This window comes from Yoonia sp. R2331 (assembly GCF_041103235.1).
Lineage (GTDB): Bacteria > Pseudomonadota > Alphaproteobacteria > Rhodobacterales > Rhodobacteraceae > CANMYO01.
Genome location: NZ_JBGCUN010000001.1, coordinates 1,600,127 through 1,612,718, shown reverse-complemented (window position 1 = coordinate 1,612,718; position 12,592 = coordinate 1,600,127). Strand labels below are relative to the sequence as shown.

The window sequence follows — 12,592 nt, the reverse complement described above, 5'->3', positions numbered from 1 at the left end:
CGGTCGTTATGTACCTGACACAATATGCGCAAATGACCCTGACACGCGCCCCTCTTGCAGTCCCATTGGCCCAAGGGCCGTGCCTTCTGCATCAAAGGCGTCAAAAAGGGGCGTGCCTTCGGCACGCAGCGTGGTGGCATAGTGGAACTCATGCGCCCTGAAGGCGGGTTGCGACTGCCCATGTTTGTGCAAGGTGCGATAGCCCAGATGCAGCTTGCGGGTGGCAAAGCTGGTGTCGAGCTTGAGCAGACCCGCCATCTTGTGGCGCACACCATCAGCATCGGTCAAGGTCTCACCCAAGGTCATATATCCACCACATTCGCCATATATATCAGTGGTTTCTGCGGCGCTCTTGAGGCTGGTCATAAAGGTTTGCGCCGCTGCCAGCCGGGCGGCATGGAGCTCTGGATAGCCGCCGGGCAGGATGATCCGGTCGGCCTGGGGGACAGGGTCGTCAGCAAGCGGCGAGAAATAGCGCAGGTCAACACCCATATGGGCGTAAAGTGCCAGGTCATAGGCATAGCTGAACGAAAACGCCGCATCCCGCGCAATGGCCAGCGACTGCCCCTTTTGCAGCCCGCGAAACCTGTCGCTGCGCAGTGGGCTTGTGCTTTGGATCGGGCGGCCCAGCGCCAGCAGCGCGTCAAGGTCAATCGAACTTGCCATCACATCTGCGGCGCGGTTCAGGAAATTCTCCAGATCTGGCATCTCGCCCGCTTGCACCAACCCCAGATGCCGCGACGGGCGTGCAAGGTCCGGGTTGCGCATCACCGTGCCAATCACCGGGATGCCGGTTGGGGCCAGCGCGGTTGTCAGCATCCGCGCATGCCGTGCGGATCCGACCCGGTTCAGAATGACACCGCCGATAGTGTTTGCGGGGTCATGGGCGGCAAATCCCGCCACCAGCGGTGCAATGGATTGCGCCATGGATGCCGCATCGACGATCAGCACCACGGGCAGGTCCAGAATGCGCGCAAGGTCCGCGGTCGCGCCTTTGCCATCCGGCGGCGCGCCGTCAAAAAGCCCCATCGCACCTTCGATCAACAGTGGCTCGGTGCCGGCGGCCGCGTCCTTGATCCGCGCGGGCGTCATTGCCCAGGCATCAAGGTTGAAACAAGGCGCGCCGCAGGCGGCGGCGTGAAACTGCGGATCAATGTAGTCAGGACCTGATTTTGCCGCGCGTACCGCCACGCCGCGTTGCGCCAGCGCACGCAGCACGCCGAGCGTGATCGTGGTCTTGCCAGAGCCAGAGGCAGGGGCGGCGAGGATCAGTCCCACGGGCGCCCCAGAATTTTCAAAAATTCTGCGTCCCGCGGCAAACGGCGGTGCGGGTTGGAGGGGGTGGATGCCTCCGGCGGGGATATTTTTGGCCAGAAGAAGGGGGACGCGCGCATCAGCTTCAGGCGGATTCGGCCGGGCGGCCACGTCCCAAGGGGTCAATGTTGCGCGGGCGCGCCCCTGCGGCCATGCCCTGCCAGTCCAGCACCTGCCGCATCAGCACCGACCGGCCCACGCAGATGATCGCAGGCGGGGCCATGCCACTGGCCGCGATGTCATCAACGATGGTACCAAGCGTGGTTTCCAACACCTGCTGATCTGCGGTTGTGGCGGTTGTGACAACAGCCACAGGTTCCGACAGGCTGCGCCCGGCGGCGATAAGTTTGGCGGTGATCTGGGCGATATGTTTCATCCCCATATAGATGACGATCACCTGCGATCCCTTTGAAATTGCGTCCCAATTCAGCGATCCCGGTGTCATGCCGGATTGATCGTGGCCGGTCACAAAAGTCACCGACTGGTTCACGTCGCGGTGCGTCACCGGGATGCCGGCATAGGCCAGCCCGCCGATCCCCGCACTGATGCCGGGGATGATCCGCACCGGTACATCATGCTGCACCAGCGTCTGCGCCTCTTCGCCGCCACGGCCAAAGACAAAGGGGTCACCGCCTTTCAGCCGCAGCACCCGCTTGCCCGCGCGCGCCAGATCCACCAGCCGCAGCGAGATATCGCGCTGCTTGGCCGAAGGCTTGCCGCCCCGCTTGCCTGCATAGATATGCGTCGCTTGCGGCGCCCAATTCAGGATCGCCTCTTGCACCAGCGCGTCATAGATCACCACATCCGCCTGCCCAAGCGCGTTCAGCGCGTGCAGCGTCAGCAGCCCCGGATCACCGGGGCCTGCACCACACAGCCAGACCCAGCCGGGCTCAAGCTTGGGCCAATCATGGCCGGGCAATGTTGGTGTACCTGTCATGTGGTCGGTTATGCACCCAATCGCGGGCCGCGAAAAGCCATGTTGCGACACAGCTTTGGCGCTTGGCGGCATGTCTTGGCTTGCTATAGTCCGCGCATGAGCCGCAAACCAACAGGTGAACTGCGCCGGGGCTGGACCACGGGCGCTTGTGCGACCGCCGCCACCAAGGCGGCGTTGTTGCGTTTGTGGGGCGGTGACTGGCCGCAGACCGTGACGATCACGCTGCCAATGGGCGAGATTCCGACCTTTGAAATTTCACACCGTGACGCGGGCGCAGGCTGGGCCGAAGCGGGCATCATCAAGGACGCAGGGGATGACCCCGATGTAACCCACGGGGCGATGATCAAGGTGCGCGTCGCGGCCTCGTCCGGCGGCGTGGTGTTTCAGGCGGGCGAAGGTGTCGGCACTGTCACCAAAGCGGGCCTGCCCATTGCGGTCGGCGAACCCGCGATCAACCCTGTGCCGCGCGCCATGATGGATGAGGTGGTGGCTGAACTTGCCGCCGATTTTGGCAAAGCACCCGATGTAACCCTGACCGTCAGCATCCCCGGCGGGGCGGACATCGCGCAAAAGACCTGGAACCCACGGCTGGGCATCACCGGCGGGTTGTCCATTCTGGGCACTACCGGGATCGTGCGCCCGTTTTCCTGCGCCGCTTGGATCGCATCGATCCATCGCGGGATTGATGTGGCCCGTGCCGATGGGCTGACCCATGTGGCGGGCTGCACCGGGGCCACCAGCGAACGGGTGGTGCAGGGGCTTTATGGGCTGCCCGATCATGCCATGTTGGATATGGGCGACTTTGCGGGCGGGATGATAAAATACCTGCGCCGTCACCCGGTCGGGCGGCTGACCATCGGCGGCGGCATCGGCAAGCTGACCAAACTGGCGCAGGGGGCCAGTGACCTGCACTCCGGGCGCTCTCAGGTGGATTTCGCGCTGCTGGCCACATGGGCGGATGACCCGCGTGTGGCTGATGCCAACACCGCGCTTGAGGCTTATGAAATCGCAGGCCCGCCGCTGGCGCAACAGGTCGCAACACGCGCAGCGCAGGCGGCAATGGCGCTTTGTGACGGGCAGGGGCCCGAGACGCTCGATATCGTCTTGATCGACCGCGCGGGCAAGATTATCGCGCAGGCCAGCGCATGACGCTTTTGCTGCTTGCTGGCACCGGAGAGGCCAAGCGCATCGCCTCTGATCTGGCCGCTGCCGGGGTTGACGCCATTGCCTCGCTCGCCGGGGCAACCCGTGCGCCCGACGCACTTGATCTGCCAACGCGTATTGGCGGCTTTGGCGGGGCGGACGGGTTTGGGGACTACCTCGATCAACATCGGATCACCCGCGTGCTGGACGCCACGCACCCCTTTGCTGCGCGCATCTCGGAACGGACGGCACGGATCTGTGCGCTGCGCAACCTGCCATATGCCGCGTATCTGCGCCCGCCGTGGGAACCGGGACCGGGGGACAGATGGATTGCGCTCGACCAAGAAGATCAGGCCATAAGCCACATCCCCAAAGGCGAGACCGTGTTTCTGGCGACCGGACGGCAAACGTTGCACCGCTTTGCCAACCTGACCGGACGGCGCGTGATCTGTCGCCAGATCGACCCGCCCGATGGGCCGTTTCCCTTTGCGGGTGGCGACTTTCTGATCGGGCGTCCGCCCTTTTCGGTCGCGGATGAAGTGGCGCTGTTTCAAAAGCTGTCTGTGGATTGGCTAGTCGTCAAGAACGCGGGCGGGCAGGCAAGCCGGTCGAAACTCGACGCCGCGCGCCAGCTGCGCATCCCGGTCCTGATGATCAAACGGCCAGCACCGCCGCCCGGCCTGATCCTGACCACCGTGGCAAAGGCTGTGGCATGGGCGCAGGCGTAGGGCGTATCATCCAGACGGATGCCTGCGTGGCCGAAGGCGCTGCGTGGTTGGCCGCGCGTGACAGCCGCATCGCGCAGGCGCTGGATCAGGTCGGTACGCTGCCACTGCGGCGCAAGCCGGATGGATTTGACCAATTACTCAACGCCATTGTCAGCCAACAGGTCAGCGTCGCCTCGGCCAATGCGATCTGGGGGCGGCTGGTGGAAGCTGACATGACCGACCCCGCCCGCATCGCCGCCACCACGCCCGACGACCTGCGCGCCCTGGGTCTCAGCCAGCAAAAGGCGCGCTATGCCAAGGCACTGGCAGAGGCCCGCATCGACTATGTGGCTCTGCGCGACACACCTACACCCGCCGTCATCAAAACCCTCACCGCCGTCACCGGCATTGGCACCTGGACGGCAGAGGTTTACGCGATGTTCAGCCTCGGCCGCGCGGATGTCTTTGCCCCCGGCGATCTGGCCCTGCAAGAAGGCGCGCGCATGCTCTATGATCTGCCCGACAGACCAACCGACAAGGCCCTTCGCGCCATATCCGAAGACTGGTCGCCCTGGCGATCGGTTGCAGCGCGGCTCTTGTGGGCCTACTACGCTGATCAGAAAAAACGCGAGGGGATCAGATGACACGCGCATTGCAGGCAGGCCGCACGGAACCAGTCTCTGGGGAAACACGATCTGCGGTGATTTTCCTGCATGGCTACGGGGCCAATGGCGCTGACCTTCTGGGGCTGGCTGATCCTTTGGGCGAACATATGCCCGACACGCTGTTTCTGGCCCCCGATGCGCCAGAGGATTGCGCGGGCAGCCCGATGGGGTTCCAGTGGTTCCCGATCCCGTGGATTGACGGATCATCCGAAGAAGAGGCGCAAGCAGGTCAGCTCCGCGCTGCCGAAGACCTCAACGCCTTTCTTGATGGCGTCATGGTTGACGAAGACCTGCTGCCCGAACAGGTCATGGTGCTGGGCTTCAGCCAAGGCAGCATGATGGCCCTGCACGTGCTGCCCCGGCGTGAAGACCCGGTCGCTGGCATCGTCGCGATTTCCGGCCGCCTGTTGCAGCCCGAACTCTTGGCGGATGAGGTCGTCTGCCGCCCGCCGGTCCTGCTGATCCACGGCGATCAGGATGACGTGGTGCCGCCGCAATCCATGCCGCAAGCCGCCGAAGCCCTGCAAGGGGCGGGCTGGAAAGAGGTGTTCGGCCACGTCATGAAAGGCACCGGTCACGGCATTGCCCCCGATGGGTTGTCCGTGGCGCTGGCCTTCATGCGCGACCGTCTGGGGCTGGGCTAAGATGTGGCGCGGGGTCATCCTCGCGCTGCTGATCGCCGCACCTGCGGCCGCGCAAGACCGCGCGCCGGTTGAGGCGCAATTCCAGACCTGGCTGGAAGAGGTGATTTGGCCCGCCGCGGAAGAACGGGGCGTGTCCCGCGCCACGTTCGAGGCGACACTGGGCAATGTGACACTCAACTGGGACCTGCCCAGTCTCGCACCTCCCGGCTTTCCGCCCGCCGACACCGGCTTCAAACAGGCCGAATTTCGCGCGCCCGCCCGCTATTTCAACGCCGACAACATCGCCGCCTCTGGCCGGATCGGGGCGCAGCTGGCGGCGCGACACGCTGCAACATTGCGCGCGCTCGAAGACCGCTTCGGCGTGCCGGGCCATATCCTGCTTGCGATCTGGGGCCGCGAAAGCGGTTTTGGTCAGGTCGCGATCCGCGACAACCCGTTCCCGGTGCTGGCCACGCGCGGCTTTATGGGGGCGAACGCGACCTATTTCACCTCCGAGACACTGGCGCTGCTGGACATTGCTCAATCCGGTGTGGTGCCACTTGCCGACCTGCGCTCCAGTTGGGCGGGCGCGCTGGGGCAGCCGCAGATGATGCCCGGCAGCTATCTGGCCTATGCCGCTGACGGCAACGGCGATGGGCGCATCGACATTTGGGGCTCTGCCGATGATACGCTTGCCTCCATCGCCAGCTTTCTGGCGCTGCACGACTGGCAACCGGGCCGGGACTGGGGGTTCGAAGTCGTGCTGCCCCCAACCCTGTCCTGCGGGCTGGAAGGCCCAGACAACCGCAAACCCATCGCCCAATGGGTGGCCGATGGGGTCACACGGCCCGGTGGCCGCGCCTTTCCGACCCATGAGCTTTCGGGCGATGCCTCCTTGATGCTGCCGGCCGGGCGCAACGGGCCGGCCTTTCTGGTCACGCCAAACTTTTATGTCCTCAAACGCTACAACCCTTCTGATCTTTATGCGCTGTTCGTGGGCCATGTGGGCGACCGCATCGCTTACGGCGTCGGTGATTTCGCTGCACCCTGGGGCAACACCGACAGTCTGTTGCGCTCTGACGTGGCCCGTATCCAGACCGCGCTGATTGCACTGGGCCATGACGTGGGCGGGGCGGACGGTCTGGTGGGTTACAAGACCCGGCGCGCCATCGGACGCTGGCAGACGGCCACAGGGCGCGATGCGACCTGTTTTCCCAGCCGCGCTATCCTTGCGGCACTCGCCCCGTGATCCGTCATAGGCCTGTCACATCGGCAGGCCAGACATGCGACACTAACAACTTCATTTAGCGTTTGCCCTTTGATTGACGCAAGATATAGTTGACCCAAGCGGACCGAGCGGGGCTCCCGCTCTGAAACCGCAGCAGGCGACAGAGCGAGGATGTTTTGACCGATGGACGGCGATTTCAGATCAGACTTTGTACGAGAGCCGGGCGCGCTCAAACACTTTCCCGCGCTGGTGCTGAACGCGGACTATCGCCCGTTGTCCTACTACCCGCTGTCGCTCTGGCCCTGGCAAGAGGCGGTCAAAGCCGCCTGGCTCGACCGCGTCGACATCGTCAGCGAATATGAAGAGGTCGTCAGATCACCTTCGACCGAGATCAGGATACCCTCGGTGGTGGTGCTCAAGGACTATGTGAAACCTCAAAAGCGCGTGGCCTTCACGCGCTTTAATTTGTTTCTGCGGGATGAATTTTCCTGCCAGTACTGCGGGGCCAAGGGTGATCTGACCTTCGATCATGTGCTGCCGCGCGCCCGTGGCGGGATCACAAGCTGGCAAAACGTTGTCGCGGCCTGCGCGCCCTGCAACCTCAAGAAAGGGTCGCGGCTGCTGAAACATTCCGGCCTCAGCCTCAACCGTACCCCGCGCCAGCCGCAAGCCGAAGAACTGCGCAACATGGGCCGCAAATTTCCACCCAATTACATGCACGACAGCTGGATGGACTACCTTTACTGGGACGCCGAACTCGATGCGTAAAAAGGGGCCGCCCCGCAGGGCGACCCAGTGTTCCACGGCCCGCATTATTGGGGTCTACAAGCCTATGGAAACACCTTGACCGGCTTAGCCTGCCACACTCAGTGGGATTGCCGGTCTTCCGTGAGTTATGGTGCAGCCACGCCGCTACCGTGCCAAAAGTTTCACCCTTTCCCGCTTTTTGTCGTAAGACAGGCGCGCGTACAGCCGCTTGCCGCGATTCACACTGACAAAAGCTGGACAGGGCACCGTGGTCTGGTAAGAGGGCGTTAGCGCTAACGCATAGAAACGAAGAGGGTGCTCATGGTCTCGCGCGTCATCCCGGTTGAAAATTTTGATCTGGTCATTTTTGGCGGAACGGGCGATCTCGCCCGCCGCAAAATTCTGCCCGGCCTGTTCCGGCGCTTCCGTGCGGGTCAGATGCCCGATGAAAGCCGGATCATTGGTGCGGCACGTTCTGACATGGATGCTGACGGCTACCGCGACATGATCCGTGCGGCCATCGTTGAATTTGGCGGCGAGGAAAAAGAAGACACCGCCAAGCTTGAGGCGTTTCTGGCGCAGCTCGACTATGTGGCCATTGACGCGATGGGCGACGGCGGATGGTCCGAACTGGCGGGCATGATGCGCAAGAACATGGTTCGCGCGTTCTATTTCTCGGTCGGGCCCAGCTTGTTTGGCGCGCTGGCCGAACGGCTGCACAAGCATAAGATCGCGGATAAAAACAGCCGCATCGTGGTCGAAAAACCCTTTGGCCGTGACCTCGCCTCGGCGCAGGAATTGAACGAAACGCTGGCCGCGCATTTCAAGGAAAAGCAGATCTACCGGATCGACCATTATCTGGGCAAGGAAACCGTCCAGAACCTGATGGCCGTGCGTTTCGGCAATGTGTTGTTCGAACCCTTGTGGAACAACCACTACGTCGATCACATCGAAATCACCGTGGCCGAAACCGTCGGGGTCGGCGGGCGCGGGGCCTATTACGACAAATCTGGTGCGATGCGCGATATGGTGCAAAACCACCTGATGCAGCTGTTGTGCCTGATCGCAATGGAACCGCCCAGCCGCTTTGGCGCGGACGAAGTGCGCGACGAAAAGCTCAAGGTGATCCGCGCGCTTGACCCGGTAGAGCCGCACCACATCGTGCGCGGCCAGTACGAGGCTGACGGTGACGCGCCGGGCTATCGTGACGACGCCGAAAACCCCAAAAGTTTCACCGAAAGCTTCATCGCGCTGAAATGCGGCATCTCCAACTGGCGGTGGGCCGGGGTGCCGTTCTACCTGCGTACCGGCAAAAAGATGAAGGCGCGGGTCAGTTCCATCGACGTGGTGTTCAAGGACCTCGGTCACACGATCTTTGAAGGTGACCACTCCCGCCACCGCAATATTCTGTCCATTCGTCTGCAACCCAACGAAGGCATGGACCTGCAAGTCACGATCAAGGAACCGGGGCCCGGCGGGATGCGCTTGATTGACGTGCCGCTTGATATGACTTTTGCCGACGCGCTTGGCGATGATGTCGAAGACGCAGCCGACGCCTATGAACGGCTGATCATGGACGTGATCCGTGGCAACCAGACGCTCTTTATGCGCGGCGACGAGGTGGAGGCCGCATGGGCCTGGACCGACCCGCTGATCGAAGGCTGGGAGGCACGCAATGACGTGCCCAAGACCTATGAACAGGGCAGCGCCGGGCCGGAAGATGCCATGATGCTGATGCATCGTGATGGTCGAAAATGGCGGGAAATCAAAGGGTAACGTGATGGACTTCAAGGAATATCCCGACAGCGAAATGATGATGATCGACCTCGCGGACACCCTCGCGAGCGAGCTTGAGAATACGCTGCTGACCCACGACCACGCCTCCTTTGCGGTGCCCGGCGGCACCACGCCGGGGCCGATCTTTGACAGCATCTGCGATGCGCGGCTCGACTGGGACCGGGTGCATGTGATGCTCACCGATGAACGCTGGGTGCCGGAAACCTCCGAACGCTCCAACACCCGGCTTTTGCGGCAGCGCCTTCTGGTCGGGCGCGCGGCTGCGGCCAAATACGTCCCGCTCTACGCCGATGCGCCCACGCCCGAGGACAAATTGCCCGACCTGCAAACCGCGCTGGAACAGGAACTGCCTGTCTCTGTCATGCTCTTGGGCATGGGGGCCGACATGCACACCGCCAGCATCTTCCCCGGCGCCGACCAACTGGACGCAGCCCTTCACGGCGACGCCACGCTCGTAGCCATGCGGGCCCCCGGCGCGCCCGAACCCCGCATCACGCTCTCAGCCAAAGTGCTGAAAGGCGCGATGAGCCGTCACATCGTCATCATCGGCGCAGAGAAACGCGAAGCGCTTGAAAAGGCACGACATTTGCCAGTCGAAGAGGCCCCCGTCGCCGCCATTCTGGCCGGTTCAACCATTCACTGGGCGGAGAGTTAACCATGTGGGACGCACTGCACGCACATCACGCCACCATCAAGGACCGCCGGTTTGAAACCCTCGTCGATGACGCCCGTGCGCAGGATTTCGTCGCCCAAACCGGCGACATGCGCCTTGATTACGCCAAGACCAACATCGACGCCAACGGGCGCAAACTGCTGATCGACCTCCTCGATCAGGCCGGTGTCTCGGCCAAGCGCGACGCGATGTTCAGCGGCAAGGCGATCAATGAAACCGAAGGCCGCGCCGTGCTGCACACCGCCCTGCGCAACCTCGATGGCGATGCGGTCACCGTGGACGGCACGGATGTGATCCCCGGCGTGCGCGCGACGCTGCAACGCATGATCACCTTCTCCAAGGCCATCCGTAACGGCACGATCGAGGGGCAGGGCGGCCCCTACACGGATGTGATCAACATCGGCATCGGCGGCTCTGACCTTGGGCCTGCCATGGCCGTCAAGGCGTTAGCACCCTATCACAACGGCCCGCGCTGCCACTTTGTCTCGAACGTCGATCCCGCTGATATTGCTGGCGTTTTGCGCGCCTGCAATCCCGAAACCACGCTGGTGATTGTCGCCTCCAAGACCTTCACCACGATTGAAACCATGACCAACGCCCGCACCGCACGCGCCTGGATGAGCGATAAGGTCAGCGATCCGGCCAGCCAATTCGTCGCCCTCAGCACCGCGGACGACAAGACGGCGGCCTTTGGCATCGCCCAAAAACGCGTCTTCGGGTTCGAGGATTGGGTTGGCGGCCGCTATTCCATGTGGGGGCCGATCGGCCTGTCGCTGATGCTGGCTGTCGGCGCCGATGCCTTTACCGCGTTCCTGCGCGGCGGACAGGACATGGACCGGCATTTTCAGGCGGCACCGTGGCAGGATAACCTGCCTGCGATGCTGGCACTGGTGGGGATCTGGCACAACCAGATCTGCGGCTATGCCACCCGCGCCGTGCTGCCTTATGACAATCTTCTCATGCGCTTGCCGGCCTATCTTCAACAACTTGAAATGGAAAGTAACGGCAAGGGCGTGGCGATGGATGGCGCAGCACTGACTGTCAATTCCGGCCCCGTCGTCTGGGGGGAACCCGGCACCAACGGCCAGCACGCGTTCTACCAGTTGATCCACCAAGGCACCCGCGTGATCCCATGCGAATTTCTCGTGGCCGCCCGTGGTCACGAAGACGCGCTCCATCACCAGCACCAGCTTTTGGTCGCCAATTGCCTGGCCCAGTCAGAGGCGCTGATGCGCGGCCGCGCGCTGGACGAAGCGCGCGCCAAAGTGGCCGATAAATTCGACGGGGCAGAGCTGGAGCGTCAGGCTGCCCACCGTGTCTTTCCGGGCAATCGTCCAAGTATTACAATCTCTTACCCGCAACTGACGCCACATGTTTTGGGCCAGATCATCGCGCTTTATGAACACCGCGTGTTCGTTGAAGGTGCGGTTCTGGGGATCAATTCCTACGACCAATGGGGCGTGGAACTGGGCAAGGAACTCGCCACCGCATTGCAACCGGTGGTCGAAGGGCAAGCGGACACAAGCGGCAAGGATGGCTCAACTGCCGCATTGGTCGCGTTTTTGCAAAAGCATGGTGTTTAGGTCGCGGGCCTTGCGCTAATCTGCTCGCAAAACAAGAGGCAGGCAGATGACACTCACCATGATCCACGCAGCCGTTGCCGCACTTTTGGTGCTGGCCGCGATTTTTGACAGCAAGAATGCGAAAATCCCCAACTGGCTGATTGGCCTTTTTGCGCTGGTCTTCATCGCCCAGATCATCCTGTTGCCGGGCAGCGTTGATTTGATCTGGCAACCGGTCTTTGCGCTTTGCGTGCTGATCGCCGGTTTCGGCCTGTTTGCCACGGGCGGCTTTGGGGCAGGGGCCGTGAAACTGATGGCTGTTACAGCGCTCTTCATGCCGCTTGACCGGTTGGGCATGTTGGGTCTGACGCTGGTCGCCGCCGTGATCCTCAGCCTGTTTTTCTTCGGACTGTTGCGGAGCATGTTCGGGTCCGAAAGCAGCAGCTGGAAGGTCCTGCAATCTCGCATCATCCCGATGGCCTTTCCCATCGCAGTCACCGGGATCATCGGTATGTTCGTGCTCTGACGGGCAGCACCTCACCGTCAAACACGGCGACAATATTCGTACGAAGCCAACCTCGAAACACTGCAACCTGGGCCATTCCTGACAGGGCCGACCAAGCCATATGGTTCGCCATGTCAAACAGCGTTGCTTGTTTCACGCTATCACGCGCCCCGTCTGACGCGCCCCGCACCCCAAACGCGAATGCCGCTGCAGACATCTTCGCCTTGGGTCTTGGGACGCAACCGCAAAACGGATCAGGGTCGTTCCCGTTCAACCGCTGGAAGGCGCCCCACGACATCCCTCTCTTTCAGAGCGTCAGAGTCTCACATTCTCAGAGCTTCAGAGCGTGATAGTTTCACAGCTTCAGAGTCTCACAGTTTCGGGATCTCATAGCCTCATAGCCCCATAGCCCCATAGCCTCATAGCCTCATCGTCTCACAGTCTCAGAGCCTCAAAGTCTCAGCGCGCCTGCGCAGGCGATGCCGTCCGCACTTGCTGCAAAACATCGCGGCGCGTGCAGCCTCGCAACCGCGCCCACCGGGCACCAACCCCATCGAACGCCATGAACGAACCGTTACCAATCAGGTGACATAATCCCGCGGATCGCCCCTTTACCCCCGATCATGGTAAAGCGCGCTGCGTTCATCATGCCCAGACGCGCCCGAATGTGCATGCAATGTGCATGGGATGT

12 protein-coding genes are annotated in these 12,592 nt (G+C 62.5%); 10 read left to right on the top strand and 2 right to left on the bottom strand.

Going from position 1 to position 12,592, the window contains the following annotated elements; all coding sequences use genetic code 11:
• Positions 1–6: 6 nt before the first annotated feature.
• Both AB3Y40_RS08315 and cobA read right to left on the bottom strand, forming a co-directional pair.
• On the bottom strand, positions 7–1,278 hold the full coding sequence (locus tag AB3Y40_RS08315) for a cobyrinate a,c-diamide synthase (protein WP_369438324.1): 1,272 nt from the start codon (positions 1,276–1,278) through the stop codon (positions 7–9).
• A gap of 121 nt (positions 1,279–1,399) precedes the next feature.
• A complete protein-coding gene (cobA, locus tag AB3Y40_RS08310) occupies positions 1,400–2,251 on the bottom strand; it encodes a uroporphyrinogen-III C-methyltransferase (protein WP_369438323.1) in 852 nt (283 codons plus the stop codon).
• A 96-nt stretch (positions 2,252–2,347) separates the two neighbouring features.
• Between cobA and AB3Y40_RS08305 the strand changes: the two genes are divergently transcribed.
• From AB3Y40_RS08305 to AB3Y40_RS08260, 10 genes are all read left to right on the top strand, one after another.
• Positions 2,348–3,400, top strand: coding sequence for a cobalt-precorrin-5B (C(1))-methyltransferase (locus AB3Y40_RS08305; protein WP_369438322.1), 1,053 nt, complete (start codon positions 2,348–2,350; stop codon positions 3,398–3,400).
• Positions 3,397–4,122, top strand: coding sequence for a cobalt-precorrin-6A reductase (locus AB3Y40_RS08300; protein ID WP_369438321.1), 726 nt, complete (start codon positions 3,397–3,399; stop codon positions 4,120–4,122). The genes AB3Y40_RS08305 and AB3Y40_RS08300 overlap by 4 nt, the downstream gene beginning before the upstream one ends.
• Positions 4,107–4,745: a DNA-3-methyladenine glycosylase family protein gene (locus AB3Y40_RS08295; protein ID WP_369438320.1), complete on the top strand. Its 639-nt coding sequence runs from the start codon at positions 4,107–4,109 to the stop codon at positions 4,743–4,745. Before AB3Y40_RS08300 ends, AB3Y40_RS08295 begins: the two co-directional genes overlap by 16 nt.
• On the top strand, positions 4,742–5,410 hold the full coding sequence (locus tag AB3Y40_RS08290; protein WP_369438319.1) for an alpha/beta hydrolase: 669 nt from the start codon (positions 4,742–4,744) through the stop codon (positions 5,408–5,410). Before AB3Y40_RS08295 ends, AB3Y40_RS08290 begins: the two co-directional genes overlap by 4 nt.
• Position 5,411: 1 nt before the next feature.
• The gene (locus AB3Y40_RS08285; RefSeq protein WP_369438318.1) at positions 5,412–6,638 is read left to right on the top strand and encodes a lytic murein transglycosylase; all 1,227 of its coding nucleotides are present in this window, start codon (positions 5,412–5,414) and stop codon (positions 6,636–6,638) included.
• 162 nt (positions 6,639–6,800) lie between these two features.
• Positions 6,801–7,385, top strand: a complete 585-nt coding sequence (locus tag AB3Y40_RS08280) for an HNH endonuclease (protein WP_369438317.1) — start codon at positions 6,801–6,803, stop codon at positions 7,383–7,385.
• 300 nt (positions 7,386–7,685) lie between these two features.
• On the top strand, positions 7,686–9,140 hold the full coding sequence (zwf, locus tag AB3Y40_RS08275; RefSeq protein ID WP_369438316.1) for a glucose-6-phosphate dehydrogenase: 1,455 nt from the start codon (positions 7,686–7,688) through the stop codon (positions 9,138–9,140).
• 4 nt (positions 9,141–9,144) lie between these two features.
• Complete coding sequence (pgl, locus tag AB3Y40_RS08270; protein WP_369438315.1) at positions 9,145–9,816, top strand: 6-phosphogluconolactonase; 672 nt, start codon at positions 9,145–9,147, stop codon at positions 9,814–9,816.
• Between the two features lie 2 nt (positions 9,817–9,818).
• Positions 9,819–11,417 (top strand): glucose-6-phosphate isomerase, encoded by a 1,599-nt coding sequence (pgi, locus tag AB3Y40_RS08265; RefSeq protein WP_369438314.1) that lies wholly within the window; start codon positions 9,819–9,821, stop codon positions 11,415–11,417.
• A 46-nt stretch (positions 11,418–11,463) separates the two neighbouring features.
• The gene (locus tag AB3Y40_RS08260) at positions 11,464–11,922 is read left to right on the top strand and encodes an A24 family peptidase (RefSeq protein ID WP_369438313.1); all 459 of its coding nucleotides are present in this window, start codon (positions 11,464–11,466) and stop codon (positions 11,920–11,922) included.
• Positions 11,923–12,592 lie beyond the last annotated feature (670 nt).

What these genes read in the sequence shown, in the direction of transcription:
- cobA (WP_369438323.1), bottom strand. Translation starts at nt 2,251, where the DNA reads ATGACAGGTACACCAACATTGCCCGGCCATGATTGGCCCAAGCTTGAG.
- AB3Y40_RS08305 (WP_369438322.1), top strand. Translation starts at nt 2,348, where the DNA reads ATGAGCCGCAAACCAACAGGTGAACTGCGCCGGGGCTGGACCACGGGC.
- AB3Y40_RS08300 (WP_369438321.1), top strand. Translation starts at nt 3,397, where the DNA reads ATGACGCTTTTGCTGCTTGCTGGCACCGGAGAGGCCAAGCGCATCGCC.
- AB3Y40_RS08295 (WP_369438320.1), top strand. Translation starts at nt 4,107, where the DNA reads ATGGGCGCAGGCGTAGGGCGTATCATCCAGACGGATGCCTGCGTGGCC.
- AB3Y40_RS08290 (WP_369438319.1), top strand. Translation starts at nt 4,742, where the DNA reads ATGACACGCGCATTGCAGGCAGGCCGCACGGAACCAGTCTCTGGGGAA.
- AB3Y40_RS08285 (WP_369438318.1), top strand. Translation starts at nt 5,412, where the DNA reads ATGTGGCGCGGGGTCATCCTCGCGCTGCTGATCGCCGCACCTGCGGCC.
- AB3Y40_RS08280 (WP_369438317.1), top strand. Translation starts at nt 6,801, where the DNA reads ATGGACGGCGATTTCAGATCAGACTTTGTACGAGAGCCGGGCGCGCTC.
- zwf (WP_369438316.1), top strand. Translation starts at nt 7,686, where the DNA reads ATGGTCTCGCGCGTCATCCCGGTTGAAAATTTTGATCTGGTCATTTTT.
- pgl (WP_369438315.1), top strand. Translation starts at nt 9,145, where the DNA reads ATGGACTTCAAGGAATATCCCGACAGCGAAATGATGATGATCGACCTC.
- pgi (WP_369438314.1), top strand. Translation starts at nt 9,819, where the DNA reads ATGTGGGACGCACTGCACGCACATCACGCCACCATCAAGGACCGCCGG.
- AB3Y40_RS08260 (WP_369438313.1), top strand. Translation starts at nt 11,464, where the DNA reads ATGACACTCACCATGATCCACGCAGCCGTTGCCGCACTTTTGGTGCTG.